This window comes from Polymorphospora rubra (assembly GCF_018324255.1).
Classification (GTDB): domain Bacteria; phylum Actinomycetota; class Actinomycetes; order Mycobacteriales; family Micromonosporaceae; genus Polymorphospora; species Polymorphospora rubra.
This window is the reverse complement of record NZ_AP023359.1, coordinates 2,061,538-2,088,037: the sequence shown is the minus strand read 5'-3', so window position 1 is coordinate 2,088,037 and position 26,500 is coordinate 2,061,538. Positions and strand designations below refer to the sequence as shown.

Annotated in this window: 30 protein-coding genes and 1 pseudogene; 23 read left to right on the top strand and 8 right to left on the bottom strand. The window is 72.3% G+C overall.

The features are described 5' to 3' along the window. Positions 1-25 precede the first annotated feature (25 nt). The gene (locus Prubr_RS09540; RefSeq protein ID WP_212824018.1) at positions 26-1,003 is read right to left on the bottom strand and encodes a DUF2267 domain-containing protein; all 978 of its coding nucleotides are present in this window, start codon (positions 1,001-1,003) and stop codon (positions 26-28) included. Between the two features lie 128 nt (positions 1,004-1,131). On the opposite strand from Prubr_RS09540, the gene Prubr_RS09535 reads away from it, so the two are divergent. The 4 genes and pseudogenes from Prubr_RS09535 to Prubr_RS09520 all read left to right on the top strand — a co-directional run bounded on the left by Prubr_RS09535 (position 1,132) and on the right by Prubr_RS09520 (position 4,326). Further along, the gene (locus Prubr_RS09535; RefSeq protein WP_212824013.1) at positions 1,132-1,653 is read left to right on the top strand and encodes a toxin-antitoxin system HicB family antitoxin; all 522 of its coding nucleotides are present in this window, start codon (positions 1,132-1,134) and stop codon (positions 1,651-1,653) included. Between the two features lie 71 nt (positions 1,654-1,724). Beyond that, positions 1,725-2,570 (top strand): DUF4097 family beta strand repeat-containing protein, encoded by an 846-nt coding sequence (locus Prubr_RS09530; RefSeq protein ID WP_212824011.1) that lies wholly within the window; start codon positions 1,725-1,727, stop codon positions 2,568-2,570. Between the two features lie 30 nt (positions 2,571-2,600). Then, a pseudogene (locus Prubr_RS09525) lies at positions 2,601-3,541 on the top strand (ATP-binding cassette domain-containing protein). Further along, entirely contained in the window at positions 3,538-4,326 is a 789-nt protein-coding gene (locus Prubr_RS09520; RefSeq protein ID WP_212824008.1) for an ABC transporter permease, read from the top strand. Before Prubr_RS09525 ends, Prubr_RS09520 begins: the two are co-directional and overlap by 4 nt. A 64-nt stretch (positions 4,327-4,390) precedes the next feature. Here the strand turns inward: Prubr_RS09520 and Prubr_RS09515 are convergent, their stop codons facing one another. From Prubr_RS09515 to Prubr_RS09500, 4 genes are read right to left on the bottom strand one after another with little or no spacing between them, the layout of a single operon-like run. Further along, on the bottom strand, positions 4,391-5,572 hold the full coding sequence (locus Prubr_RS09515; protein WP_212824006.1) for an ABC transporter permease: 1,182 nt from the start codon (positions 5,570-5,572) through the stop codon (positions 4,391-4,393). After that, positions 5,569-6,267: an ABC transporter ATP-binding protein gene (locus Prubr_RS09510; protein WP_281425892.1), complete on the bottom strand. Its 699-nt coding sequence runs from the start codon at positions 6,265-6,267 to the stop codon at positions 5,569-5,571. The genes Prubr_RS09515 and Prubr_RS09510 overlap by 4 nt, the downstream gene beginning before the upstream one ends. Further along, entirely contained in the window at positions 6,264-7,319 is a 1,056-nt protein-coding gene (locus Prubr_RS09505; RefSeq protein WP_212823999.1) for a peptidoglycan-binding protein, read from the bottom strand. The genes Prubr_RS09510 and Prubr_RS09505 overlap by 4 nt, the downstream gene beginning before the upstream one ends. After that, a complete protein-coding gene (locus Prubr_RS09500) occupies positions 7,316-7,966 on the bottom strand; it encodes a hypothetical protein (RefSeq protein WP_212823997.1) in 651 nt (216 codons plus the stop codon). Before Prubr_RS09500 ends, Prubr_RS09505 begins: the two co-directional genes overlap by 4 nt. Positions 7,967-8,120: 154 nt before the next feature. Between Prubr_RS09500 and Prubr_RS09495 the strand changes: the two genes are divergently transcribed. Beyond that, a complete protein-coding gene (locus tag Prubr_RS09495; RefSeq protein ID WP_212823995.1) occupies positions 8,121-8,786 on the top strand; it encodes a response regulator transcription factor in 666 nt (221 codons plus the stop codon). Beyond that, positions 8,783-10,057 (top strand): sensor histidine kinase, encoded by a 1,275-nt coding sequence (locus tag Prubr_RS09490; protein ID WP_212823993.1) that lies wholly within the window; start codon positions 8,783-8,785, stop codon positions 10,055-10,057. The genes Prubr_RS09495 and Prubr_RS09490 overlap by 4 nt, the downstream gene beginning before the upstream one ends. Before the next feature lie 10 nt (positions 10,058-10,067). On the opposite strand, the gene Prubr_RS09485 is transcribed toward Prubr_RS09490, so the two are convergent. Beyond that, entirely contained in the window at positions 10,068-11,783 is a 1,716-nt protein-coding gene (locus Prubr_RS09485) for an alpha/beta hydrolase domain-containing protein (protein ID WP_212823991.1), read from the bottom strand. Between the two features lie 402 nt (positions 11,784-12,185). Between Prubr_RS09485 and Prubr_RS09480 the strand changes: the two genes are divergently transcribed. The 14 genes from Prubr_RS09480 to Prubr_RS09415 all read left to right on the top strand — a co-directional run bounded on the left by Prubr_RS09480 (position 12,186) and on the right by Prubr_RS09415 (position 20,968). Further along, positions 12,186-12,329 (top strand): hypothetical protein, encoded by a 144-nt coding sequence (locus Prubr_RS09480; RefSeq protein ID WP_212823983.1) that lies wholly within the window; start codon positions 12,186-12,188, stop codon positions 12,327-12,329. Positions 12,330-12,394: 65 nt separating this feature from the next. Then, a complete protein-coding gene (locus tag Prubr_RS09475) occupies positions 12,395-13,243 on the top strand; it encodes a glucose 1-dehydrogenase (protein WP_212823981.1) in 849 nt (282 codons plus the stop codon). 23 nt (positions 13,244-13,266) lie between these two features. Then, complete coding sequence (locus Prubr_RS09470) at positions 13,267-13,590, top strand: plasmid stabilization protein (protein ID WP_212823979.1); 324 nt, start codon at positions 13,267-13,269, stop codon at positions 13,588-13,590. Between the two features lie 128 nt (positions 13,591-13,718). Next, complete coding sequence (locus Prubr_RS09465; protein ID WP_212823977.1) at positions 13,719-14,453, top strand: ABC transporter ATP-binding protein; 735 nt, start codon at positions 13,719-13,721, stop codon at positions 14,451-14,453. After that, positions 14,450-15,253: a hypothetical protein gene (locus Prubr_RS09460; RefSeq protein ID WP_212823974.1), complete on the top strand. Its 804-nt coding sequence runs from the start codon at positions 14,450-14,452 to the stop codon at positions 15,251-15,253. The genes Prubr_RS09465 and Prubr_RS09460 overlap by 4 nt, the downstream gene beginning before the upstream one ends. Positions 15,254-15,272: 19 nt before the next feature. Further along, positions 15,273-15,614: a hypothetical protein gene (locus tag Prubr_RS09455; RefSeq protein WP_212823971.1), complete on the top strand. Its 342-nt coding sequence runs from the start codon at positions 15,273-15,275 to the stop codon at positions 15,612-15,614. 36 nt (positions 15,615-15,650) lie between these two features. Beyond that, complete coding sequence (locus Prubr_RS09450) at positions 15,651-16,688, top strand: helix-turn-helix transcriptional regulator (protein WP_212823968.1); 1,038 nt, start codon at positions 15,651-15,653, stop codon at positions 16,686-16,688. A gap of 367 nt (positions 16,689-17,055) precedes the next feature. Further along, the gene (locus tag Prubr_RS09445) at positions 17,056-17,490 is read left to right on the top strand and encodes a DUF2975 domain-containing protein (RefSeq protein ID WP_246568502.1); all 435 of its coding nucleotides are present in this window, start codon (positions 17,056-17,058) and stop codon (positions 17,488-17,490) included. Further along, positions 17,490-17,696, top strand: coding sequence for a helix-turn-helix domain-containing protein (locus Prubr_RS09440; protein ID WP_212823949.1), 207 nt, complete (start codon positions 17,490-17,492; stop codon positions 17,694-17,696). Before Prubr_RS09445 ends, Prubr_RS09440 begins: the two co-directional genes overlap by 1 nt. Before the next feature lie 84 nt (positions 17,697-17,780). Further along, positions 17,781-18,581, top strand: coding sequence for a TIGR02452 family protein (locus Prubr_RS09435; protein WP_212823946.1), 801 nt, complete (start codon positions 17,781-17,783; stop codon positions 18,579-18,581). Positions 18,582-18,586: 5 nt separating this feature from the next. Then, positions 18,587-19,171 (top strand): nucleotidyltransferase family protein, encoded by a 585-nt coding sequence (locus Prubr_RS09430; protein WP_212827795.1) that lies wholly within the window; start codon positions 18,587-18,589, stop codon positions 19,169-19,171. 153 nt (positions 19,172-19,324) lie between these two features. Next, complete coding sequence (locus Prubr_RS09425; RefSeq protein ID WP_212823944.1) at positions 19,325-19,864, top strand: hypothetical protein; 540 nt, start codon at positions 19,325-19,327, stop codon at positions 19,862-19,864. Positions 19,865-19,956: 92 nt separating this feature from the next. Continuing rightward, a complete protein-coding gene (locus Prubr_RS09420; RefSeq protein ID WP_246568501.1) occupies positions 19,957-20,553 on the top strand; it encodes a DUF6518 family protein in 597 nt (198 codons plus the stop codon). 73 nt (positions 20,554-20,626) lie between these two features. Continuing rightward, positions 20,627-20,968 carry a VOC family protein gene (locus Prubr_RS09415; protein WP_212823938.1) on the top strand — a complete coding sequence of 114 codons (342 nt, stop codon included), beginning with the start codon at positions 20,627-20,629 and terminating at the stop codon, positions 20,966-20,968. Positions 20,969-20,998: 30 nt separating this feature from the next. Here Prubr_RS09415 and Prubr_RS09410 read toward each other — a convergent pair whose 3' ends face one another. Continuing rightward, positions 20,999-22,633, bottom strand: a complete 1,635-nt coding sequence (locus Prubr_RS09410; RefSeq protein ID WP_212823935.1) for a DUF6194 family protein — start codon at positions 22,631-22,633, stop codon at positions 20,999-21,001. An 83-nt stretch (positions 22,634-22,716) separates the two neighbouring features. Between Prubr_RS09410 and Prubr_RS09405 the strand changes: the two genes are divergently transcribed. Then, positions 22,717-23,424 (top strand): TioE family transcriptional regulator, encoded by a 708-nt coding sequence (locus Prubr_RS09405; protein WP_246568500.1) that lies wholly within the window; start codon positions 22,717-22,719, stop codon positions 23,422-23,424. Between the two features lie 14 nt (positions 23,425-23,438). On the opposite strand, the gene Prubr_RS09400 is transcribed toward Prubr_RS09405, so the two are convergent. Then, a complete protein-coding gene (locus Prubr_RS09400) occupies positions 23,439-23,975 on the bottom strand; it encodes a GNAT family N-acetyltransferase (RefSeq protein ID WP_212823932.1) in 537 nt (178 codons plus the stop codon). 99 nt (positions 23,976-24,074) lie between these two features. On the opposite strand from Prubr_RS09400, the gene Prubr_RS09395 reads away from it, so the two are divergent. Beyond that, positions 24,075-25,310, top strand: coding sequence for an MFS transporter (locus tag Prubr_RS09395; protein WP_212823929.1), 1,236 nt, complete (start codon positions 24,075-24,077; stop codon positions 25,308-25,310). Positions 25,311-25,374: 64 nt separating this feature from the next. Further along, positions 25,375-26,478 (top strand): hypothetical protein, encoded by a 1,104-nt coding sequence (locus tag Prubr_RS09390; protein ID WP_212823926.1) that lies wholly within the window; start codon positions 25,375-25,377, stop codon positions 26,476-26,478. The last annotated feature ends 22 nt before the right edge of the window (positions 26,479-26,500 follow it).

The window sequence follows — 26,500 nt, the reverse complement described above, 5'->3', positions numbered from 1 at the left end:
CCACCTCTTCGTGTGTTCGTACGGGTCATGCCAGGCCGGCGGCGGCCTCGTCGATGGCGTCGTTGATCAGTGCCGCCAGGTCGACGTCGAGTGCGGTCACCGCGCGTGCGTTCGTGGTCTGGACAACGAGCTGTGCGGTCCAGTCGTCGGGGCGGCTGATCCGTGGACCGCGACCGCTGTCGATCTTGAGCTGGTCGAGGCGGGCCAGGACCCGGTCGAGCTGGTCGGGCGGCAGGGTCAGCGTGCGGGTCAGCGCGCTGGCGTTGCCGGTCCAGCCGGGGAGCCGGCGCAGGGCGGCGATCAGCTCGTCCTCGTCGAGCGGGGCGGTGTGCCGGTTCGGGCCGACCAGTCCGCCACCGGGTGCCGGCGGGTGGGTGAGGTCGGTCAGGAAGTCCGGCAGTTCGAGCGAGTCGAGCAGCTGCCCGTCCTGGGCGGCGATGGCGCCGAGGACGGCCTGCGTCTGGAGCAGCGCCTGTTCGGGCGGGCGTTGGGCGAGTCCGGCGACCTGCTGGACGAACCCGGACAGGCCACGGCCGTAGTACGGCTCGCTGACGTCCTGTCCCTGCGACAGTTCGGTCGGCAGCGCGTCGAGCAGCCGTTGCCGGTCGGGCTCGGGAAGGGCGCGGGCGAGCACGCTGACGGTGGCGCGGGCGGCGCCCTTGGCCTGGTCGAATCCGACGCCGGTGCGGTCGCCGACCTCGCTGACGAGTTCGCGGTAGCGCAGGCGCAGGACGCCGGGGTCGGCGACCGTGTCGCCGTACGGCGGGGAGTGCGGCGGGCGGGGTGTCTCGGGGCCGGGCGGCAGGTCCGGTCTCGGTGCCTGGGGGCCGGGCTTGCGGGCGCCGGCCGGCTGCGGGCCGGCCCGTTCCTTGCGTCTGGCGTGTTCGCGCTGCTTGGAGCCGCCGAGGCTGGCCCCGGCCTCGACGGCGGTGCGGCCCTGCTCGCGGGCGGCGGCGGCGAGCGCGCGTCGCTTCTTGTTGTCGCCTTCCATCTCCTTGGCCATACCGCGGACTGCCCGTCCCGCCGGGACATATGCGTAGGGGAAGCAGTGGTGCCGGGCCTGGCTCACGCTGAGCCGGGTTGAGCCAAATAGCTTGCGAGCTGAGCCAAGATGGTGCCATAGTGGCTCCCATGGACCTCACGCCGTACGTCGACCTGCTCCGGCGGGAACTCGCGGTCGCCGCCGAAGCCGGCGGCGACGAGGCGCGGGCGCTCGCCGACCGCCTCACCGCCCCGCTGGAATCCGCGATCCGGCTCACCCTGCTCGAGGCGCTGTCCGCCGCCACCGCCGAGATCACCCGCGACCTCGCGCCGGGCTCGGTCCACCTGCGGCTGCGCGGCCGGGAGCCGGACTTCGTCGTTACCCCCGCCCGCACCGCACCGGTGGTGCCGGACGAGCAGCCACCCACCGCCCCGCCGGCCACCTGGGACGACGCGGCCACGGCCGGAGACAAGGGCGCCACCTCCCGGATCAACCTGCGCCTGCCCGACGAGATCAAGGCCCGCGTCGAGGAAGCCGCGACGCGGGAGCGGCTGTCGGTCAACGCCTGGCTCGTCCGGGCCGCCGCCGCCGCCCTGGGGTCCGGCACCCGGCCCACGTCCGGTTACGGCGGCGCGAGTCACGGACAGCGCTTCACCGGATGGGTCCGCTGATCCGCCCGCCACACCCGCGCCGCACACCAGCCGACCGCCCACCACTCCAGCCACCAGGTAGGGGAACAGCCATGCCGACCTTCGACACCCCACAACCGATCTCCGTCACGCTCAGTCTCGGCTTCGTCGTCGGCAATGTGCGGATCACCGCCGACGACCGCACCGAAACGACCGTCGACGTACGTCCCGTCGACCCGGACAGCAAGCCCGACCGGAAAATCGCCGAGCAGACCCGCATCGAGTACGCCGACGGGAAACTGCTCGTCCGGGCTCCCCGGCTCGGCTCGTTGTTCACCCGCAGCGGCGGGGTCGACGTCACGGTCGCGCTACCGGCCGGCTCCCGGGTCGAGGGCGAGACCGGCATGGGCGAGGTCCGCTTCGACGGCCGGCTCGGCGAATGCCGGTTCAAGAACGGTTACGGCGACATCCGGATCGACCGGGCCGGCCCGGTACGGCTGAACAGTGGCAGCGGAGCCGTCCTCGTCGAGCACGTCGACGGCGGCGCCGAGGTGACCGCCAGCAACGGGGACATCCGGATCCACCGGATCGACGGGCCGGCGAGGGTGCAGAACTCCAACGGCGACAGCTGGATCGGCGAGGTCACCGGCGACGTGCGGCTCAAAGCCGCCAACGGGTCGATCACCGTCGACCGGGCCCACGCCGACGTCACCGCAAAGACCGCGAACGGCGGCGTCAGCGTCGGTGAGGTCGTCCGCGGCACGGTGACGCTGGAGACGGCGGCCGGGCCCCTGGAGGTCGGGATCCGCGAGGGCAGCGCCGCCTGGCTCGACCTCGACACCACCGCCGGCCGGGTCCGCAACGAGCTGACCCCGTCCGCCGCTCCCGGCAACTCCGACGAGACCGTCAAGGTACGGGCCGTCACCTCTGTCGGCGACATCGTCGTCCGCCGCTCCTGAACCACGCAGACCTTCTCGAGGAGTCAGCTGATGCCCATTCCCGCGATCACGGCCACCGGCCTGCGCAAGGCGTACGGCGAAAAGGTGGTGCTCGACGGCGTGGATCTGACGGTGCCGGCCGGCACGGTCTTCGCGCTGCTCGGGCCGAACGGCGCCGGCAAGACCACCACCGTCAAGATCCTGTCCACTCTGGTCCGCGCCGACGCCGGCGACGTCCGGATCGCCGGCCGGGACCTGGCCCGCGAGCCCGACGCCGTACGCGACGCGATCGGGGTCACCGGGCAGTTCTCCGCGGTCGACAGCCTGCTCACCGGCGAGGAGAACCTGCGCCTCATGGCGGACCTGCGGCACCTGGACCGGGCCACCGCCCGGCGCCGGACCGCCGAACTGCTCGACCGCTTCGACCTGGTCGACGCGGCCGGCAAGCCGGTGGCCACCTACTCCGGCGGCATGCGGCGCCGCCTCGACCTGGCGATGACCCTGATCGGCGAGCCGCGCATCATCTTCCTCGACGAGCCGACCACCGGCCTCGACCCGCGCAGCCGGCGCACCATGTGGGAGATCATCCGCGACCTCGTCCGGTCCGGGGTGACGCTCTTCCTCACCACCCAGTACCTCGCCGAGGCCGACGAACTCGCCGACCGCGTCGCGCTGCTCGACCACGGCCGGCTGATCGCCGAAGGCACCCGGACGAACTCAAACGCCTCGTCCCCGGCGGGCACGTCAGTCTGCGGTTCACCGATCTGTCCGAGTTGGAGTCCGCCGCCCGCACCTTCCCCGGCGCGGCCCGCGACGACGAGACGCTGACCCTGCGGGTGCCCGGCGACGGCGGGGTCCGGTCGCTGCGCGCACTGCTCGACCAACTCGATCGCGCCTCGATCGAGGTCGACGGCCTCGACGTGCGTACCCCCGACCTCGACGACGTCTTCCTCGCCCTCACCGGCCGCCCCGAAAGGGAATCCGTGCGATGAGCACCCTCACCTACGCCGTACGCGACTCGACCACCATGCTGCGGCGCAACCTGCGGCGGATGCAGCGGTATCCGGGGTTGACCCTGATGCTGGTCGGCATCCCGGTCGTCCTGCTGCTGCTGTTCGTCTACGTCTTCGGTGGCACGATGGGGGCCGGGCTCGGCGCCGCCGGCGGCCGGGCCGAATACGCCAACTACATCACCCCCGGCATCCTGCTGATAGCGATCGCCGGCACCGCGCAGGGAACGGCGATCTCGGTCGCGATGGACATGACCGAGGGCATCATCGACCGCTTCCGTACCCTGTCGATCTTCCGGCCGTCGGTGCTGACCGGCCACGTCCTCGGCAGCATGATCCAGACGATGCTCGGCCTGGCGGCCGTCACCGGGGTCGCCCTGCTGGTCGGCTTCCGGCCCACCGCGAACCCGGTCGAGTGGCTCGCCGCCATCGGGCTGCTGGTCGCCGTCACTTTCGCCGTCACCTGGCTCTCGGTCGCCTGTGGCCTGGTCAGCAAGAGCGTCGAGACGGCCAGCAACCTGCCGATGCCGCTGATCCTGCTGCCGTTCCTCGGCAGCGGGTTCGTTCCCACCGACTCGATGCCGACGGCGGTGCGCTGGTTCGCCGACCACCAGCCGTTCACCCCGATCATGGAGACGCTGCGCGGCCTGCTGATGGGCACCGGAATCGGTAACGACGGCTGGCTCGCGCTCGCCTGGACCAGCGCGATCACCGTGGTCAGCTACGTCTGGGCGAAGCGGCTCTACAACCGGGACACATCCCGCTGACCCAGGCAGAAGGGGACCCCGGGTCCCCTTCTGCCTACCGCCGGTACCGGCCGGTGCACAGCCCTCAACCGACCCGCAGCGCGTCGGTGGCGGGCATCCGGGCCGCCCGGGTCGCCGCGTGCAGGCCCGCGAGCCCGCCGACGGTCGACGACAGCAGTGGTCCGCCGACGAGGGCGAGCGGCTCCACGACAGCGGGAGCCCCGGTCGCGAGCGCGAGCACCGCGGCGGCGGCCACCCCGACAGCCGCGCCGGCGATGCCGCCGGCCGCGCCGAGGGTGAGCGCCTCGACCAGGAACTGCGTGGCGATGTGGCGGGGCATCGCCCCCAGAGCCCGGCGCAGCCCGATCTCGCCCCGCCGTTCGACGACGCTGACGACCATGGTGTTGGCGATGCCGACGCCGCCGACGAGCAGCGCGATGCCGGTCAGCGCGAGGCTCAGCGTGGTGAGGGTGGCGTCCGTGGCGCCGCGGGCGTCGGCGAGTTCGGACAGTGCCGAGACCGACGCCCGCCCACCGCCGGGATCGACGGTCGCGGCGAGCAGCGGACGCACCGCCGTCGCGTCGCCGTCGCCGCCGCGTACGTAGACGGCGGCGATCGTCCGGTCCGGGTCCGCCGGCGGGGGCAGGTGCGCGCGGGCCCAGTCCGCGGGCAGGATCGCGGCGGCGTCGACACCCCCGGCCAGCGGCACCGGGTTCAGGATGCCGACGACGGCGTACCAGGATCCGCCGATCCACACCCGCCCGCCGACGTCGTGGACGCCCAGCCGGTCCGCGGCCGTCGCACCGAGCACCGTGACCGGTAGTGGCCGGGCTCCGGGCGCGAACCACGAGCCGGCGCGCAGGCCCGTGCCGATCGCGTCGAGCAGGTCGGTACGGGCGGCGATGACGCCGAGCCCGTTGTGTTCGCCGGGTGGCACGAGGTCGGTGCGATAGACGCGCAGCCCCTCGGGCACCTGCTCGACGACGCCGACCCGGTCGACCCCGGCCATCCGTCTGATCATCGCCGGCGCCGTCTCGGGCAGGGGGACGGTGGTGCCGTCCGGGCCGGCACCGGGTTCGACGACGATGAGGTCGGCGCCCATCCGGTCGAGTTCGGCGAGCAGCGCGGCCCGGTTGGACGCGGCGACACCGGTGAGGCCGGTGAGTGCGGCGATCCCGAGTGCGACGCCGAGCATCGCCAGTGCCGACCGCAGCGGCCGCCCGAGCAGCCCGACCATCGCGGTACGCAGCAGGTCGCCGGCCGTCACCGGGCGTCCCCGGGTCCGGGGCCGTGGTCGTCGACGATCCGTCCGTCCCGCAGGCTGATGCGTCGCGCGAAGCGGTCCGCGACGGCGGCGTCGTGGGTGACGACCACCACCGTCGTGCCGGTCGCCGCGATCCCGGCGAGCAGGGCGACGATCGCCTCACCGGTCACGGAGTCGAGGGCGCCCGTCGGCTCGTCGGCGAACAGCAGGTCGGGGGTGCGCGCGATCGCCCGGGCGATCGCGACCCGCTGCTGCTCGCCGCCGGAGAGCTGACCGGGCCGGTGGGTACGGCGGGCGGCGAGCCCGACCGCGTCGAGTGCCGCGGCGGCCCGCTCGCGGCGCTCGACCGCCCCGACCCCGGCGTAGAGCAGTCCGGTCGCGACGTTGTCGAGCGCGGAGAGGGTCGGCAGCAGGTGGAACTGCTGGAAGACGAAGCCGATCCGGGTGGCGCGCAGGGTGGCACGCTCGCGTTCGCCCATCGTGGCGACGTCGCGTCCGTCGACGCACAGGGTGCCGGTCGTCGGCCGGTCGAGCGTGCCGAGCAGCGAGAGCAGGGTGCTCTTTCCCGACCCGGACGCGCCGACGACGGCGACGCTCTCGCCGCGGTGCAGTGTCACGTCGGTCGGGTGCAGCACGGTCAGCGGCGGCGGGCCGGGAAAGGTCCGGCTGATCCGGTCGGCGGTCAGGAGCGGGGTCACGAGGCGATCACCACTGCGTCACCCTCGCGCAGCGGCTCCGGTCCGTCGCCGGACGCTGCCGTGGACACCTCGGCGCGGGCGTCGGCGACGAGGCCGACCTCGACGGGTATCCGCTCGACGACGCCGTCGCGGACGACCTCGACGGCGTACCCGCCGTCGGCGGTGGCCAGCAGGGCGGTCACCGGAACCACGAGCGCCCGGGCCCGTTCGGCCTTGGCGACGCGTACCTGCACCGCGGGCAGCCCGATGTCCGCCACGGCCTTCTGGTCGGGCAGGTCGACGGTGGCGGTCGCCGGCGTCGTCTCGCCGTCGGTGCCGGTCGGCTCGCCACCAGGGTCGATCGCCGCGATCGTCGACGCGACCCTGGTCCCGTCGGGCAGCACGACCTCGACGGCGGTGCCGGCGGCGAGTTCGCGGGCCTGCGCCGGGGTCAGGGTCGCCGTCACCCGTACGGCGGTCGCGGTGTACGACACCGGCGCCGCCGCGTCGACCCCGCCGAGGCGGGCGTCGACGCGGGCGATCCGGATGTCGCCGGCGTCGACCGTGACGACGTCGCCGGGCCGTACCCTGCCGGTCGGCTCGGCTCCGATCGAGCGCTGCCAGGCGCGTACGGCCCTTGCGGTCGCCGGCGTGAAGCGCTCGTCGACGTCGAAGCCGCCGCCGAAGCCGAGATCGGCGAGGTTCTGTTCGAGTTGGCGTACGTCGGGGCCGGTCGCGCTGCCGGTGGAGAGTTCGCGCCAGAAGGGGCGCTTGCCGCGCAGCAGGACGACCGGCCGGCCGTCGACCTCGTAGACGCGGGCGCCCACGCGGACCACGTCACCGACCCGGGGCAGCCCGGTGACGGTGCCCGTGGTGTCGCCGACCGGGGTGAGCGGGCCGTGGCCGAGGCGGCCGCTGAGCCGCAGCTCGGAGGTGAGGGTGGTGCGCTGCACCGGGACCGTCACGGCCGCCGGTTCGGCGTCCGGGGTGGCCGGCCGGCCGAGCCAGACCGCCGCCGCGACGGCGACCAGCAACGCGCCGGAGCCGGCGGCGGCCAGGGTGCGCCGGTTCACCGCCCGACCGATCCGGTGACCTCGTCGATCACGGCCGCCCAGTCGAAGCCGATCGCGTCGCTGGCGATGAAGGCGACCCCGTGGGTCGGGTTGTGGCAGGCCTGGAGCAGGCTGCGGAACTCGGCTTCGGTGACGGTGTCGGGCAGCACGATGGCGTCGCCGTTGGCGGGGTCGGGGTCGGTGACCCAGGCGTGCCCCTGCCGGCGGCCGCAGTCGGCGAACGCGAGCGCCGGTTCCTGCCGGTCGGTGCCGCCGTCGGTGGCCTTGCGCGGCGTCTGCGGCTGCGTGAAGTCCGGGTGTTCGGTCAGGCACCGCTCGTAGGTTGCCCGCAGACTCGGGTCGCCGGCGAAGGCCGACGGGTCGGTTGCCGCGATCCACGGGTTTCCGGCCTCGTCGGCCTCGACCGCGACGATCGCGCCGTCGAAGTCGACGGGGCCGCCGGCGCGGTCGGCGAGGGTCTTGACGAGCACCTGTCCGGCGGCGTTCACCCGGGCCTCCTCACCGGCGGTTTCCAGACAGGCGGCGAACCGCGACGCGGTGTCCGGCCTACCGGAGTCCGCCGGCTCGGTGTCGGCGCAGCCGGTGAGCGCCAGGACGGCCACCATTCCCAGCGCTACGGCGAATCCGGTCGTACGTCTCGTCGTCATGGTCACTCCTTCGGATCGGCGGCCCGCCGCGGTACGGCTCCACGACGGTGCGAGCCGTTGTAGCAACGGCCGGGTTCGCGTCCGGTTCGGTGCGGACTAACCGGAACCAAACCGCCGCCGCGCACACTCGGAGTGGAACGAAGGAGGGCTGCCCGTGCGACTGCTGCTGGTGGAGGACGACCGCAACCTCGCGGCCTCGCTGTCCGAGGGGCTCGCCGCGGAGGGGTACGCGGTCGAGGCGGTGTACGACGGCGCGGCCGCGCTCGTCCGGCTCGGCGCCGACGAGTTCGACGTCGTCGTACTCGACCGCGACCTGCCCGTCCTCAGTGGTGACGCGGTCTGCCGGGCGCTGGTCACGGCCGGGCATCCGGTGCGGATTCTCATGCTGACGGCGGCCGGCACCCTCGACGACCGGGTCCGTGGACTCGACCTCGGGGCGGACGACTACCTCGCCAAGCCGTTCGCGTACGTCGAACTGCTGGCGCGCATCCGCGCGCTGCTGCGGCGTGGACGCCCGGCGGCGCCGGTCGTGTGGGAGTGCGGCGGGGTACGGCTGGACAGCGTGCGGCGGGTCGCGGAGCGCGACGGCCGGCCGCTGCACCTGACCCGCAAGGAGTTCGCGGTGCTGGAGCGGCTGCTCGGCGCCGACGGCGGGTACGTCAGCACGGAGGCCCTGCTCGACGACGTGTGGTACGACTCCGACGAGCCGTCCCGGGGCGCGGTCAAGATCGTGGTGCACACGCTGCGACGCAAGCTGGGGGAACCGGGGGTCGTGCACAGCGCTCCGGGGCACGGCTACCGGCTCGGGGCGGCGACATGACCGCGAGGCGCCGGTGGAGTTTCCGTACCCGCCTGACGATGATCATCGCCGGGTGTTTCCTCGCCGCCGGGGCGGTGCTGCTCGGTGTGCAGTACCTGCTGGCCCGGCACCTCTTCGAGGAGGCGCTCGGTACGACGGTGGTCGGCTGCCCGGCCGGCGGCGGTCGGGACGACGTCGTGATCTTTCCGGCGCCGGACGGCCCGGACGCGACGGTGTCCTGCCCGGGCGGTGCCGGCATGCCCGCCGGCGAGGCGGTGATCGAGCAGTCCGTCTCCGACGACGTGCTCGGTGGTCTGCTGCTCTGGTCGATCGTCGTGCTCGTGGGGTTCGCGGTTCTCGCCGTGCTGGCCGCGGCGTGGCTCGCGCAGCGCTCGCTGCGCCGGGTCGCCGACATCACCGACGCGGCCCGCGAACTGTCCGACGACGATCTGTCGCGCCGGCTCGAACTCGACGGTCCCGATGACGAGATCAAGGAGCTCAGCGACACGATCGACGGCATGCTCGACCGGCTCGAACGGTCCTTCGTCGGGCAGCGGCAGTTCATCGCGAACGCCTCGCACGAACTGCGTACGCCGCTCGCGGCGGCGAGGACGGCGCTGGAGGTGCCGCTCGAACAGGGCCGGGTGCCGAAGGATCTCGAGCCGGCGCTGCGGCGGGCGCTGGCCGCCAACGGGCAGAGCGAGCGCCTCATCGCGGCGTTGCTGCGGTTGGCCCGGGCCCGGCACGGCGGTGGTGCCCGGGAGCCGGTGGCGCTCGACGGGCTGGTCGGCGCGGCGGTCCGGTCGGTGGCGGCGGAGGCGGCGGCGCGCGACGTCCGGGTCGAACAGGTGGTCGAGCCGGTGACCGTCGCGGGTGACCCGACGCTTCTGGAGCGCGCCGTGGTGAACCTGGTCGACAACGCGGTACGGCACAACACCGGCGGCGGGCGGGCGACCGTCACCCTGACGGCCTCGGCGGGCGCGGCGACGCTGGAGATCGCGAACACCGGTGAGCGGTTCGACCGCGAGTCGGCGTACCGGCTGCTGGAACCGTTCGAACGGGGTACGGCGACCCGGCTCGCCGGTGGCGACGGGCTCGGGCTCGGCTTGCCGTTCGCGGCGGCGGTGGCGGACGCGCACGGCGGCTCGCTGGTGGTCGAGCCGGCCGGCGGGGGCGGGCTCGTCGTACGGCTGGTGCTGCCGTGCCAGCGGCCGCCACTGGACGGGACGTGCCGGACGCCCGCTCCGGCCGTGCCGGGAGCGGGCGTCCGTGCGACGTCCGGTGGTGCCTGAACCCGGGGTTCTACCAGTCCAGCCGGTCCGACTTGGTGAGCAGCCTGCTCAGCGCCCTGGTCACGCGCAGCACCGCGTCGCGGGCCGCCCGGTCGTGCTTCAGGTCCTGGCCGGCCCGGTCGGCGAGCCGGGTCAGGAACTCGACCGCCTGGCGTTCGTTGCCGGCCACGCCGAACCGTTCGGCCTGCCGCAGCCGGTTGTCGAGGTTGGCCGCCGTACGCAGGTCGATGCGGCCGGCGGCGGCGAGGTCGCCGATGAGGTAGCGGATGTCGGAGTACCAGGCGGGGTCGCGGGTGACCGAACCCGGGACGTATCCGGCCCTGACGGCCGCGGTCGTCACCGCGACGGTCTCGCCGACGTAGGACGCCACGGTCGGGTAGAGCGTGGCGAGTTGCGCGTCGCTGAGCGGGACCGAGCTTCCGTCGAGGAAGCAGAAACCGGGGCCGGTGTTGGCGCCGCTGTTGATCCGCAGCGGCACCTCGTGCTGGGCGAGGCGGATGCCGCCCAGGGCGAGGCCGAGGCTGTCGCGGGCGACCGCCGGCGGGGTCGTGTCGGTCATCTGGATCTTCGGGGCGGTCGGCGGCTGGATGCCGTACGCGACCCATTTCACGGTGTGGTCGTAGACGGCGTTCTGCACCATGTGCTGCGGAACCCGGGACAGGGCGGGCAGGGCGCAGGTCTGCGGCTCACCGGGGTAGCCGCCGGGGTAGGTGCCGATGTCGCGTTTGCGCAGCGGGCCGTAGTCGGTGATGAGTTTCCAGTCGCCGTGCGAGGCGCCGGCGACCTCCCAGGAGCGCAGGACCGGCGAGTCGGCCTGGGCCCGCGCCGCGGCGGAGAAGATGCCGCTGGCGACGTCGCCCTCGGCGTTGATCCGGAACACCGGTGTCGACAGGTCGGTACGCAGCACCCCACCGCCGCCGTGCAGGACGATCGCGTCGAGGACGTTCGCCAGCGGCTGGATCGCGTTGTGGTAATTCGCGAGACGGCCGGCCGACTGGGAGTGGCCGGTGGCGATGACGTGCTGCGGGGCGGGCAGGTTGCCCAGCGGGTCGACGCCGGCCGGGCTGCGGACCGCCTTTACCGCCTGGCTGAAGATGTCGTACGACAGGCTGTCGTCGGTGATGGTGCCGCCGGCGGTGACGTCGAGGCTCGCGTAGCGGGGGCTCCACGCCTTCAGGCCGGTCGCGGAGTGCAGGCCGGCGCGCTGGGCGGAGACGCCGACCCAGGCGTAGCCCTCGCGCATCAGGTGTTCGTGGGACTGGAACCAGTCGACCTCCTGGTCCCACTGGTTGCTGACGTTGTTCCACTCGGCGATCACCACGCCGTTGAACTTCGTGGCCGCCTTCGGGCGGCGTACGACGACCCGGGTGGTGTACGCGTGACCGGTGCTGGTGACGGTCGCCGTTCCGGTGCCGTTGACGGCGTAGCGGGTCGCCTCGCCGGCGATGAAGAACTCCTGCTCCAGATAGCCGGCGGCGGCGAGGTCGACGTCGGTGGCGAGGAACGGATAGCCGCGGTCGGGGTGTCCGACTCCGGTGGTGTTCGCGACCGGCCCCGTGACGGCGGGGTCGGCGACGTCGGCACCGGTGGCGGTCGACGGGCGCACCTTGTGCGGGGCGGCGTTGGCGGGGGCGGCCAGGCCGACGGAGAGCGTCAGGGCGCCGGCGAGGCCCAGGGTGATCGCGGCCCGTCGGGTTTGCCGGCGGGGCGGGGGCAGGACGGACAAGGGTTCACCTCACTGTGGTGAGCGGCGGACAGGCAGGAGCCCGCGCCGGTGGGGTGCCGGTGCGAGTGCGGGGGGTGGGGGTGCCTGGCCGGTCGGCCGTGGTGCCGCGCCGCTTTCGGGGGTGTGGTCGGGGAGGGCGGGTGTGTCACACGTGTTACGTGCCTGCCGCAGATCGTAACCATCGATATCGACGAAAGATAGAGCTGTTTGTGGCTAGCTTTCGTTCGAAGATGGCAAAGGTGTGCATGTTTCGACGGAACGCCCGGCTGACGATTCCCGACAGGAGTGGGGCTGCTGGAGTTTGCCGGCTAGCGGTGCTGGGCATCTGCCCTGATGTAGGCCGATATGAGGCTGCGCGAACCGGTGGACAGCCTCGCTCAGGCAACCAGACGGAGGGGCGACGTGGACGGCATCGTGCTGCTGCGGGCGGCCGAGGTCCGCAGGAAGCTCGGCCGCAACCGCCTGGTCGGATTCGGCGAGCAGATGACCGTGGCCAGGTCGAATACCCCGGCCGACCCGATGGCCCTGATGTCGGCGAAGGCGTGACCCCGCCACCGTCGGGGATACCCGGACCGCAGGCGACGACGACGGTCCGGTGAAGGAGCAGCGACATGCCCGATGAGCAGCAGTTCGAGCGCCAGCAGCAGCCACCCGGCAGCCTGGCGGCGATGCACAACAAGCCCGACCACGGCGAGGACTCCTACCGCGGATCCGGCCGGTTGCAGGGCCGCAAGGCGATCGTCACCGGCGGTGACAGCGGCATCGGCCGGGCGGTCGCGATCGCGTACGCCCGCGAAGGCGCCGACGTGCTGATCTCGTATCTCAACGAGCACGACGACGCCAGGGACACCGCGAAGCTCGTCGAGGACGCCGGCCGCCGGGCCGTGCTCGTGCCCGGTGACATCGCCGACCGGTCCCTGTGCACGCAGATCGTCGACCGGGCCGTGTCCGAGTTCGGCGGCGTCGACATCCTGGTCAACAACGCCGCCTACCAGATGACGCACGAAACCGTCGAAGAGATCACCGACGACGAATGGCAGTACACGTTCGACGTCAACATCACCGCCATGTTCCGGCTCGTGCAGGCGGCGCTGCCGCACCTGTCCTCCGGCGCCTCGATCATCAACACCAGCTCGATCAACTCGGACATGCCCCGGCCCACCCTGCTGCCGTACGCCACGACGAAGGGCGCGATCGCGAACTTCACCGCCGGACTGGCCCAGATGCTCGGCGAGCGCGGGATCCGCGTCAACAGCGTCGCGCCGGGCCCCATCTGGACCCCGCTGATCCCGTCGACGATGCCGGCCGAGCAGGTCGAGCAGTTCGGCCGGAACAGTCCTCTCGGCCGCCCCGGCCAACCCCGGGAAGTCGCCCCCGTGTACGTGCTGCTCGCCTCCGACGAGGCCAGCTACATCTCCGGAGCGATGATCCCGGTGACCGGCGGCAAACCCATTCTCTGACCCGTCCCTGGAAGGAGCCGGTCATGCCCGCGGGATCAAGTCCGAAGAGAGAACGCCAGTACAAGCACATCAAGGCCAGCGCGAAGAAGCGGGGCGTCGCCGAATCGCGCGCCGAGGAGATCGCCGCCCGTACGGTGAACAAGGAACGCGCCCGGGCCGGCGAGTCCAAGACTGCGAGCCGGTCGTCGGTCAAGGACATCTCGTCCGGACGCCGGGGCGGCCTGCGGTCGCACAGCGGCGCCCAGGGCCGTACGAAGGAGCAGCTCTACAACGAGGCCAGACAGCGCAACATCAAGGGCCGCTCCACCATGACCAAGGCCCAACTCGAAAAGGCGCTCTCGAAGTGACCCGGGCCGACCCGCCGTCGCCCGTACCGACGTCGCGCGGGCATCGAGGCGCTGACCGACCTTCGTGACACCCGACGCATACGAAGGTTAGTAGCGGTGCCGTCCGCCGTGTTGGTGCAGTTGAGGGCATGATCGAAACCCTTCGTCTCACCAAACGACATCGAGCGGTCACCGCGGTCGAGGACCTTTCGTTCAGCGCGCCCGACGGGCAGGTGACCGGTTTCGTCGGCCCCAACGGATCGGGCAAGACCTCCACGATGCGGATGGTGGTCGGGCTCGACCGACCGACATCCGGCAGCGCCACCGTCGACGGGCGGCCACTGCGTGATCACCGTTCACCGCAGCGGGTCGTGGGGGTCGTGCTCGACGTACGCAACACACCCGGTGGCATGACGACCAGGGCCCACCTGCGCTGGTTGGCCGCGGCCGGCCGGATCCCCGACCGGCGCGCCGACGACCTGCTGGAGGAAGTGGGACTCGCGTCGGCGGCATCCCGGCGGATCGGTGCCCTCTCCCTCGGCATGCGCCAGCGGCTCGGTATCGCGGCCGCCCTGCTGGGCGACCCGGGCACCCTCGTCCTGGACGAGCCGGTCAACGGGCTCGACCTCGACGGCGTGCGCTGGGTCCGCCACCTCGTGCGCCGGCTCGCCGCGGAAGGCCGCTGCGTGCTCGTCTCCAGCCACATCATGGCCGAGCTGCAGCAGACGGTGGACCGGGTGGTGGTCATCGGCGCCGGAAGGCTGCTGGGCCAGTTCGACATCGGCGACCTTTCCGAGGGCACCTCCCTCGAAGACGCCTACCTGACGCTCGCCGCCGGCGCGGCCCAGTACCGCGCCGGCACGACCGGAGGGAGCAGCCGGTGAACGCCGCAGCATCCACCCGGTCCACTCCAGGGTTCGAGGCGACGTTCCGCTCGGAATGGCGCAAGATACGTGCCCTGCGCTCCACCCCGATCGGGATCGTCCTGATTCTCCTGGTCAGTGTCGGGGTCGGCGTCTTCATGACCGTCATCGGAGACAGTTCCGCCATCGCCGACGCCCAGGCGGAGAACGGGTATTCGGTCATCTTCTACAGTTCCGGACTGGTCACCTGGGCATTCGCCTACCTGGCGGCGACCTTCGTCGCATCGGAGTTCCAGGGGCTGGGCGAATCGACCTTCCCCGCCACCGCCCGCCGAGGCCGGGTCCTGTCGGCCAAGCTGGTTCTCGTCGCGGCCGGTGGTCTGGTCGTCGGCCTGCTCGCGTCGGTCATGACGGTGGCGGCGACCCAGGGCGTGCTCGCCGCGCGCGGGTTCGAGCCGCTCGACCTGACCGACCCGGGCCTGTTGCGCGCCGTCGTGCTGCTGTTCGGGGCCTCGATGGCGGTCCAGGGACTGTTGGCCGCATGCTTCGCGGTCCTCGTCCGCTCGGCTGTCGCGGCGGTCGTCGTCACCGGCGTGATCTCGCTTCTGCCGGTGAGCCTGGCGGCGTTCCTCGGCGAGTGGTATTCGGCGAGCGTGCCCCGTTGGCTGCCCGGCGCCGCGGTGGAGAGCCTGGCCGGGGTGGCGGCGCCCGGCTCCTACGGCTACCTGGACTGGCCGCTGGCGTCGGTGTGCGTGATCGCCTGGGTCGCCGCACTGTGCGCGGCCGCCACGCTGCGTCTGTCCCGTACCGACATCCGCTGATCTGGACGAGGAGCGAGCCATGACACGGTTGAAGCTCACCGCCGCCGCCCGGCCGGAGCAGGTGCTGGCCACGGTCCGCGAAACCTTCGAAAGCCGCGACTACCTCTGGGAACAGACCGGTCCGCTGACCGCCGTCGCCAGCGAGGGCGGAAGGCCGGTGCGGCACACCATGACCGCCCAGCGGCTGCGGGTGGCCGTACGCGTCGACACCGAAGCACGCCGCCTGGTGCTGACCCAGGAAACCCACGGTGCCGCGTACGCCGGCAACGACGCGCCGGTGTTCGTCGTGTGGCTCACCATGCGCTTCCGGCGAATAGTGAGAGCGGTACGGGAGGACCTCGCGGCCGCGACGCTGCGCTGAGCCGTGGCACGACCATCGACGAGGAAGGCGGGTGCCGTGCGGGAACATGTCGACCGGGAGATGGTGTGGCCGATGATCGGCCTGACCACTGCCGCCCTGCTGGGCGCGGTCATCGGCATCACCGCCTTCCCCGCCGCGACGCCGGCCGTCGTCGCGATGACCGGCGCGCAGCTCGGTGTCACGGCACTCGGTTTCCTGGCCCCGGAAAGGCCGGTGCTCTGGGCCGTCGCGGTCGCCGTCGTGGCGTTGGGCACGACCCTGCCGGACCCACGGCTGGCGGAGCTGACCTACAGCGGGGCGGTCCCGTGGATCGCGCTGGGAGTCGCGATGAGTGCCCTGAATCTCTACCGCCGGGCCGGTGACTGGATCCCGATCGCCACCGGGACCGCCGCCCTGGCGCTGGGCTCCGCCGGAGTCGTGGCGGTGAGCATCCGGGCCGGCGTGCCGGTGGCGATGGCGATACTGGCCGCGAGTGTGCCGTTCCTCATCGGTGTGCTTCTCGCCTTGGGGCTGCACCTGCGCGACGCGCGCGACGACCGCGTCCGGCGTCCGGCGATGTCCGTCGGGATGACCGGAGCCGACGAAGGAGCGGCCCTTCCGGCCGGGACACTGGAAGCGGCCCGACGGGCCCTCGCCATCGTCGCCCTACGCAGTGACGAACTCGTCGCGTCGACCGGTGACACGTCCGCCCGCCGGGCGGCGGCCGACCTGCGCGACGTGGCCAGGCGGGGACTCACCGGGGCCAGCGCGGGCGGAGGCACCGTGACCCGGATCGAACTGCACGACTCGGCCGGCTCCTCCCGGACAGCCGAGCCCGCCGAGGCTGCCGACCGCGGGCCGGCCCGGCCGCCCATGCCGGAGATGTCCGACCGCGAACGCGAGATCATGCGACTTGTGGCCACCGGGGCGTCGAACGCGGCCATCGGCCGCAGCCTGTATCTGAGCGAGGCGACCGTGAAGCAGTACGTGTCCCGGCTGATGCGCCGCTTCGAACGCGAGAACCGTACCCAGCTGGCGTTGATGGCCGTGCCCTGGTTCGACGACGGTTCGGGACGCGACGACCCGCCCGGATGAGGTGTGCCTCGGGTGTGTGGGCCGGACAAGACGGGGGACCTGCCCGGCCGACACGTGGTGCAACGGTACGGCGCCCACCGGTGCCCCGGCATCGGTCGATCAGATGACACCGGAGGTCACCGGAGCCGGGTGTGGGGGGCAGACACCACACCCGGCTCCCGTCCCCCGTAGCGCGCCTCCTGCTCGTGCCACTGCCCGCCGGACGCGGTCTGTACGCCGAGCGTGACCGTCGTTTCGAAGGATCACGTTCCGTCCATAGCTGATGGTGCCGAAGACCAGCGAACCGATTGACTTTCGATAGGTAACGAGTGATAGTCGATGCATGCTGGCGGAGCATCGGGCCGTAGCCCCACTCAGAGTCTTCCTCGTGTTGTTGTTCGGGATCCTGGTCGTCTTCCAGACCCTCTCGCTGCCGGGACAGTTCAGGCACATGGCGCAGGAGGCCCCCGACCTTGCCTACCTGCGGTGGCCGATGACCGCCATCGCGGTCTTCCTGGTGCTGTGCGTCCAGGTGGTGATCGTGGCCACCTGGAAGTTGCTCGGCATGGTCAAGAACGACCGCATCTTCACCCAGGCGTCCCTGGTGTGGGTCGACACGATCGTGTGGGCCATCGCCGCCGCGTGGGTGGTGCTCGTGGGCCTTCTTCTCTACGTCGGATTCACCGGCGACGACCCGGGTGCGCCGATGCTGCTGTTCCTGATGTCGGTAGGGGTCGCCGTGGTCGGACTTCTGATGATCGTGATGCGTGCGCTGCTGCGCCAGGCGACTACCCTGCGGACCGACATGGAAGCGGTGATCTGATGCCCATCGTCGTCCGCATCGACGTCGAGTTGGCCAAGCGCAAGATGAGCGTCGGTGAGTTCGCCGAGCGGGTGGGGCTCACCCCGGCGAACGTGGCCGTGCTGAAGAACGGCCGGGCCAAGGCCGTCCGGTTCAGCACCCTGGAGGCCATGTGCCGGGTGCTCGACTGCCAGCCCGGTGACCTGCTCGAGTGGGTCGATGACTGACCACGTTCGACTATTGCGTTGCCAGTCTGCGGCCGGGCTGCCTAGCCTGCCCTCCGTGCCACATTCAGATCTTCAGGTCCATCCGTGAGCGGCCGGCTGCGGGAGATCGCCCGCCAGACGGTCGAGATCGCCGAGGCGGGCCGCTACCGCGACAGTGCCGGCCGTGAGGTGGTCATCGCCGACGCCGTACGCGCCGCCGTCACCGGAACCCGCCACCACCTGCCCGACACCGACCTGACCATGGCCGACGCGAAGCCCGGCGCCGGCTCGGTCGAGGTGACGCACGAGTCGACCCTCGCGGCGGCCAGCCGCCTCGGGCCGACGGCGGCGTGCCTGGTGTTCGCGTCGGCCAAGAACCCCGGCGGTGGGTTCCTCGGCGGGGCGAAGGCGCAGGAGGAGAGCATCGCCCGCTCGTCGGCGCTGTACCCGTGCCTGCTCACCGCCCCCGACTTCTACACCTTCCACCGCGAGCAGCGGGACCTGCGCTACAGCGACCGGGTCATCTACAGCCCGGGCGTGCCGGTGTTCCGCGACGACAAGGGCAAGCTGCTCGACCAGCCGTACCGGACGTCGTTCCTGACGGCGGCGGCGCCGAACCTCGGCGCGATCGCGCGCAACCAGCCCGAACACACCGGGGACGTGCCGGCGGTGCTGGCCGCCCGGGCCCGCCGGGTGCTCGAGGTCGCCGCCGCGCACGGGCACCGGACACTCGTGCTGGGCGCCTGGGGGTGCGGGGTGTTCCGCAACGATCCCGCCACGGTCGCCGACGTGTTCGCCACCGCGCTGCGGGCGGTCGACCGGTTCGACCACGTTGTCTTCGCCATCCACGACAACCTTCCCGGCACCCCCGTGTACGCCACCTTCCGGCGACACTTCGGGAAGTGAGCACGATGACCGACGACCTGGAGACGCTGATCCGGTCGAACGACTGGATGATGCGTGTTCTCGCCGCCGTCCGCGACGAACAGGTCCCGGACGCCTGGGTCGGGGCGGGGGCGCTGCGCGACCTGGTCTGGGGTGAGCGGTACGGGGTCGGGTTCCGCCCCGACGAGGTACGCGACGTCGACGTCGCGTTCTTCGACGGAAGCGACCTCGGTCGCGGGTACGACGACCGGGTGACCGCGCGCCTGGGTGAGCGCCTGCCCGGCGTGCCGTGGGAGGCACGCAACCAGGCCGCGGTCCACACCTGGTACGCCGCCAAGTTCGGTGGCGGTCCGGTCCAGCCGCTGACGTCGATCGCGGACGCGATCGGCACCTGGCCCGAGACGGCCACCGCCGTCGTGGTGCGGCTCGACCGCGACGACAGGATCGAGGTGTGCGCGCCGTACGGGGTGTCGGATCTCCTCGACGGCGTGTGGCGGCACAATCCCCGCCAGGTCACCGTCGACCGGTCACTGGCCCGCCTCGCCCGGCACCGACCGGAACAGCGGTGGCCGGGCGTGACCGTGATCCGGCCGGGGGCATCCTCGTCCTGATCGTGGCTCGACGCGGCGCGATCGACGTGGTGTCTACAGTGGCCTGATGAAGTTGGCGCGGGATGGTTCGGTACGGATCTCGGACCGTACCGGTGCGACGACGGGACGTACGACCACGTCCCGGCCGAGAGCCTGCCACCGCTGCCGGAGCCGTTGTTCGACGGCCGGTTCGCCTGGCTGGCCGGGGCCCGCGATCCGCGGGTGGCGTACATGCGGCCGATCGACGCCCGGGCGGACAAGGCACTGCTCGGCGCGGGCCTGCCGGATCCGTTCGTGGAGTTCATGGGGCGGCCGGAGTTGTCAGGCGCGGTGCCGTCGTGCACGGCGTGCTGGTGGCAGTGGCCGGCACGGCCGGTGCCGAGCCCGGTCGGTGCCGGCGCGAGGCTCCTGCGGTTCCTCAACGACCAGCAGGACTGTCTGTTCTGGTACCTGTACCTGGAACCGGACGGCGGGCACCGGGTGCTGGCCGGCGGGATCAACTACGACACCTGGGCCGAGGACGGCATCGACGAAACGGACGCGGCCGGCGACCTGGTGGAGGTGGCGCCGGACTTCGAACGGTTCGTCTACCGGTTCTGGGTGGAGAACCTGGCCTGGTTCGAGGTGGTCGGCCAGGAACGGGACTGGGACGACCTGTCGCCGCCGGTACAGGACTACCTCGCCCACTACCGGGCGGCCGCTGTCGGCTCGTAGCGTCCCGCCGCGGAGGCGGTCGGGTCGGGTCCGCGGCGGCCAGCGGTGCATACCCGGTATGCTCCCTGGTCATGGGACCTGATCATCGCCGCGTGGCGCTCACCGCGGTGGTGGGCGGCTTCCTGCTGGGGTTCCTCGACTTTGTGTGGATCAAGTGGGTGCCGTACCCGTTCGCCGAACTGGGCAACTCCAGCGCCGTGTGGGCGGTCGCGGCCTTCGGCTTCGGCTACTGGGTCCGGTCGGGCCGGCTACGCGCGGCGCTGGGCGCCGCCGTCGGGCTCGTCGTCGCGGTGCCCAGCTACTACCTTGCGGCGACCCTGATCCAGGACGACGACCTGGCCATGCTGTGGGCGCCGACGTCGCTGCTCTGGATGTCCTTCGGGGTCGTCGCGGGGATCGTCTTCGGCATCGGTGGGACGTGGGCGCGCGGGTCGGGGTGGCGGCAGCTGGTGGGGACCGCGCTGCCGGGCGCGGTGCTCTTCGCCGAGGCGGGACTGCTGGCCAAGGACATCGGACACCCGAGTTACGGGATCGATCCGCTGTGGAACGCCCTGATCAACGTCGTACTCGGTGTCTCGGTCGTCGTCCTGGTCGGCGGGACGAACCGGCGGCGGGCACTCGCCCTGGCCACGGCCGTCCCCCTGGCCGTGGCCGGGTTCGGGGCGTTCCTGGTCGCGGGCTTCCGCTGACGGCCGAACCGGCGTCCGGTCCGGCCGAACCGGTACGCAAGCGGGTGTCGGACGCGGCGGTTAGCATGCCGGCATGACCGTCGACCTGTTCGCGGGAATTCCGGTCAGCGACTACGCGGCGTCGCTGGCCTGGTACGAGCGCCTGCTCGGCTCCCCGCCGACATTCCTCCCCAACGACATCGAAGCCGTCTGGGAACTCGCGGAACACCGGTACGTGTACATCGAGCAGCGGCCCGACCACGCCGGCCACGCCATGCACACCCTCTTCGTCGACGACTTCGACACGCGCGTGGCGGAGATAGTGGGGCGGGGACTGGAGCCGGCGAAGCGGGAAACCTACGACAACGGCGTACGGAAGACGACCTTCCGCGACCCCGACGGCAACGAAATCGGGTTCGGCGGCGCCCCGCTGTGACCGGGCGCCCGCCGCTTCGGGTGGGCGCGATCAGGGGCGCCGTTTGCGCTGCGTCGCACGCCGGTGGGCGTACGAGAGCAGCCGTTGCACCTCCGCCCGTGTCCCGGGGCCGGGGTTGTTGACGCTCACCCAGCCCTGTACCCCGTAGGCCGGGTGCGGGACGATCACGTCCGTGGCGGTGAAGTCGATCCCGTCCCGGTGTTCGGCGAACTGCTCCGGCCCGTAGCCGAACAGGCGCCGGAACTCGTCGCGGCCCGCCTCGATGTTGAACCGGAACACGCCGGCGCGGTCCAGCCGCGACCGGTCGTCGAAGCCCGGAAGGTCGTGGGCGACGATGGTGGCGAACGGCCGGTGCCGGTCCGGTCCGGCGAAGAAGAACCGGTCGTCCCAGCCGAGTTCGGGTGCGCCGATGTCCGGCCCGGCCCGCGTTTCGGCGACGTCGGGCAGTCCCAGGATCTGCGCGGCGAGGGCGGCGGCGGCCGGCGGGAACCGGTCGACGTGCCACACCGCGTCGCAGTGCGCGACGGTTTCGGCGTCGAGCGGGAAGTAGCCCTGTTCGGGTGTCACGTCGGCCCGGACCCGCGCGCCGTCGACGAGGGGGGCCAGCGCGGCGGCGTCGAAGAGCGGGCCCTGCCCGGTGGTGGCGCCGAGCCTGCCCTCGTACGTGTCGTCGGCCGGCACGTCGAGTTTCAGCGCGACGCTGGCGCCCAGGCTGCCGACGACGACGGCGTAGCCGTCGCCGAGCAGCGCCGACACGATCGCACCGGCACTGGACCACTCGAGGTCCATGTCGGCGAGCCGCCACCGGCTGGGGTGCCGCTGCAGGTGCCGGTTGTTGGCGAAGAGCAGGGTCGGGCCGCGCCGCTGCTCCGCGGCACGGATGTCGAGCAGGTTTTCGGCCATCAGGGCGTCCCGTACCGCGAGCAGCCGGGAGGTGCGTTCGGCGGCGGGCGCGCGGTCGGCGGCGACGGCGTGGTAGCGCAGCAGGCCGAGGGCGGTCGTGCCGTGCAGCCGGGCGCACCACCAGTCGTCGTGGGTCGAGGCGGCGACCAGCCGTGGCGCGTGGGCGTACAGGGTGGTGAGCAGGTCGTCGGCGAGGACCCGCAGCCGGCCGGCCGCCTCGGACCGTCCGACGGACTTCGTGGCGTCCATCAGCGCGGCGAAGTCGCTCCACCGTGTCTCGTCGCCCAGCAGCCGCTCCAGGTCGTCGGCGCCGGCCGGCAGCACCCGCGGGCCGAGGTGGTTGACGAGGTAGTCGCACAGGTGCCGCAGATACGGGCCGGGGCCGGGGGCGCTGGTCATTTCCAGCGGCGCGTCGAAGCCGTGGAACGCCAGCCGCTGCGCCGCCGGCACCGACTCGTTGTACGCGCGCATCCACTCCACCAGTTCCCGGGTGGCGGCGTGCCCGCCGAAGCCGTGGCTGAAGCCGTCGGCGAGTACGTCGTCGACGCTTCCGCCACCGCCCTGGACGTAGGCGTCGACGGCGAGCCCCGCGACCCGGTCGGATTCGACGGCGACGGACCGGAACCCCCGTTCGGCGAGGATCTTGAGCGCCTCGTTGCGCAGGCGTGGGAAGGCGGGCTCCCCGTGGGTCGGCTCGCCCAGGGCGAGCAGTTGCGGCGGACGGGTACGGGAATCGAGGAAGGACCGCAGTTCGATAGCCATGACCTCGACCGTATCCTTGAACTTGCTGTTGAGACTTTGCTGACCACGTACCTTCGGGAGATCTACTGAAGTCTCAAAACGGAGTGCATAACCGGCCGGCCGATCTCGGGCGGGCGTACGGCATCTCGGCCCAGACGGTCCGCAACTACGAGCGGGACGGGGTGATTCCGGCCGCGCGCCGTACCCCGACCGGCTACCGCGTCTACTCGGCGACGCACGCCCGCGCGCTCGGCGCCTATCTGGCGCTGATACCGGCGTACGGGTATCCGGCCGCCGGGACGGTCATGCGGGCCGTTCACCGCGGTGACCTGGACGCCGCCTTCCAGATGATCGACGCCGGCCATGCCCAGCTGGCCGGGGACCGGGAGACGCTCGACTCAGTCGAGGCCGCGATCGGCGTACTCGTCGACAGGCCGACCGCGGACCGCCCGGACCGGTCGCTTCCGGTCGGCGCCGTCGCGCACCGGCTCGGCGTCACGGCGGCGACGCTACGCAAGTGGGAACGTGCCGGCATCCTCGTCCCGCGGCGCGACCGCGCCACCCGGCACCGGGTGTACGGGGCCGACGACGTACGCGACGCCGAACTCGCACACCTGCTGCGGCGGGGCGGCTATCCGCTGGCCCACATCGCCACCGTGCTGGAACACGTACGTGGTGCCGGTGGCGCCGAGCCGTTGGCCGGTTCGCTCGCGGACTGGCGGCAGCGGCTCGCCGCAAGGGGCCGCGCGATGCTGACCGCCGCCGCCCGCCTCGACGACTACCTGTGTCTGGTGGCGGAGCCGGCGACGTAGGTCCGAGGCTCCGGTCAGCTGGCCGGTGCCGCGATCCGGTAGAGGATGTGGCGGCGCACCGGGCCGTCGGGAATGTTCGGGTGGTCGAAGTCACCGTTCAGGTCGCGGGTCATCCCGATCCGCCGCATGACGGCTTCCGAACGCACGTTGCCGGCGGCGGTGAACGCCACGATCTCCGGCAGGGCCAGGACGTCGAACCCGTACGCGAGGCAGGCCCGGGCGGCTTCGGTGGCGTACCCGTGTCCCCACGCCGTACGGCGTAGCCGCCAGCCGGTCTCGACGCCGGTGAACGGCATGTTGGCACTGATCGGGTTCAGTCCGGTGAACCCGATGAACTCCCCGGTCGCGGCGACCTCGACCGCCCACCAGCCCCAGCCGCGTTCTTCGAGACCGGCCTGGAAGCGGGCCACCGCGGCCGTGCTCTTCTCGCGGGTCTCCAGGTTCGGAAAGAACTCACGCACCTGCGGGTCGGCGTTCATTTCCGCCCACGGGTCCAGGTCGGATTCGCGCCAGTGCCGCAGCAGCAGCCGTTGTGTGCTCAGCTCTCCCACCCCGGCACTCTAGCTTGCGGCATTGGGACAATCGGGTCGCGCGGCATCACGACTTCGACGATCCTGGTGACAGTGTTCGATGACCGCGGGAGGTCGGGAATGACCGCGACCGGGCGCGAGCGGACCGGAATCGGTGTCCTCGTCACCGCCACCGGCGCCGACGCGATCGCGTTCGGCGTGATCCTGCCGGCCCTGCCGTTCATCGTCATCGGCATGCACGGCGGCGCCTTCGAACTCGGTGTGCTGCTCGCCGCCGCCGGTGTCGCGACCCTGGTCGCCGCGCCGGTCTGGGGCGCCCTCGCCGACCGGTACGGCACCCGGCTGCTGCTGCTGATCGCCCCGCTCGTCGCCGCCGGCGGCCATGTCATCTTCGCGTTCTCCACCAACTATCCGACGCTGTTCGCCGGCCGGGTCGTCGCCGGCCTCGGCGCGGCCGTCGTGCTGCTCGCGCAGGCCCACGCCGCGCGGCTGGTCACCGACGCCGACCGCGCCGGCGTCATCGGGCGGGTCAGCGCCGCACAGGGCATCGGCAACATCATCGGCCCGGCGCTGGGCGGCCTCGTCCTGTCGTACGGAACCGTCGCCGTCGGGCTCACCGCGGCGGCCGGACCGCTGGTCGCCTGGCTGCTCACCGTCTTCCTGCTCCCGGCCACCGCGCCGAAGGCCGCCGCTGCCGGCCGGCCGCGCCGGCTGGCCGCGGCAGCCGCCGCGCTGCGCTCGCGGCGGCTGCGGGGGATCGCCGCCGCGATCTGCGTCGGATGGCTCTGCTTCACCGGGTACGCCGCCGTCCTGCCGGTCGAACTCGCCGACCGGCTGGCCGTCACCGCGTCCACGTACGGGGTGGTCATCGCCATCAGCGGAGTCGTCGCCGTGGTCGTCCGTGGCCTGCTGCTCGGCCGCCTGGTCACGGCGTTCGGCGAGACCCGGCTGATGGTCGGCGGCGCGTCGCTGATCGCCGCGTCGATGCTGCTGGCGCCGGTGGTGCCGACCGTGTGGCTGGTGCCGGTGCTGCCGCTGACCTGGGCATTGGGCGCCTCGGTGCTGTTTCCGTGCACGGTCGCCGAGATGAGCCGGCTCGCCGGCCCCGAATCGGTCGGGCTGGCCATGGGGGCGGCGGCAACGCTGTCCGGAATCGGTTCTGTCGCCGGCCCGCTCGTCGCCGGAACCGTGCGGGAGTTCGTCTGGGCGCCGGGGCCGTTCGTCGCCGGTGCGGCACTGATGCTCGCCGTCGCCGCCCTGGTCGGCTTCCAGTCGCACGACGACGGCGCGGACCCCGCCGCCCGCGAGCCGGCCGGTTCCGTCGACGTCGGCAGCCCTCCGGCGGTCCGGACCTGAACCGGTCCGCCGACATGTCACCGGTGCGGCCGGCCCGGGCTGGTTCGGGTGTAGGTTCCCGGGCGTGGAGATCTCGGAGGCCGAGCTGCGGCGGCTGGTCGACATCGCGGTGGAGGACGATCCGACAGAGTTGCTGGAGGTGGCGCGGGTCCGGCCCGACCTGGTCGCGCCGTTCCACCTGCGGCTGGCGGAGGCGCAGGTGTGGTGGCCCGCCGACCTCTACCACGGCATGAGCGAGGAGACCGCCGCCGAGCTGGTGCGCCGACTCGATGACGGCGCCGGCCCGGTGGGTCTCGTCCATGTGCTGGCCGCGGGAGGCACCGAGACGGCCGTGGCCGCCGTACGGCAGTGGACTGCCGAGCCGCCGCAATGGGCGGCCGAGCTGCCGATTCCGCTGGGCCTGGTCGGGCATGCGGGTGGCTGGGAGCTGGACCCGTCGGGCCGGCGTCGGGCGCTCGCGAGCCGGTACGCGACCGAACTGGTTCCGGTCGCCGCCGCCCGTGCCCCTGGCGCGGGACCGGTTTCCGGTGGGCCACTGGACGGCACCTGCGGATGGTGTGGGCTGCGGCTGTGGCGACTGCTGGAGGTCGACCGGGCCGTCCTGCCGGACCTGCTCGGCGGGGACACCGGGCAGATCACGGTCGCCACCTGCGTCAGGTGCGGCTGCTATACGACACTGTTCACCGAGGCGGGACGATTCGCCGCCGAAAACTACCGGCCCGAGTTTCTCGGTCGTGACGACGACGGCTGGGACCTGCCCGAAGACGGCGTGCTCGGGCTCGGCGAGCCACGGCCGACCCCGTTCGCGGCCAGTGCCTGGAACACGGGTGGCTCGACGGTCGGCGGCATGCCCGAATGGATACAGGATGCCGGGTACCCGGCCTGCCCCCGGTGCGTCCGCACCATGCCCTTCGTGGGCATGGTCACCGGTGGAGATCTCTGGGGGAACTCGGCGAGGGCTGCCACTACCTCTTCCACGACCCGACCTGCGGCCTGTCGGCCGCCGTCTATCAGCAGAGCTGACCGGCGTTTCCGTTGTCCGTCCCCCGCGAGTCGTGCCCTCCCGATCGGCAGTCATCGACCACTATGGACTGATGACGAGGTTGCCCGCATGGCACCCGGCCCCGAGCCAGTCGGCCGAGTGGGAAGTTGCCCGCCGCACTGCTGACACACCAACGGCGACAGCCGCA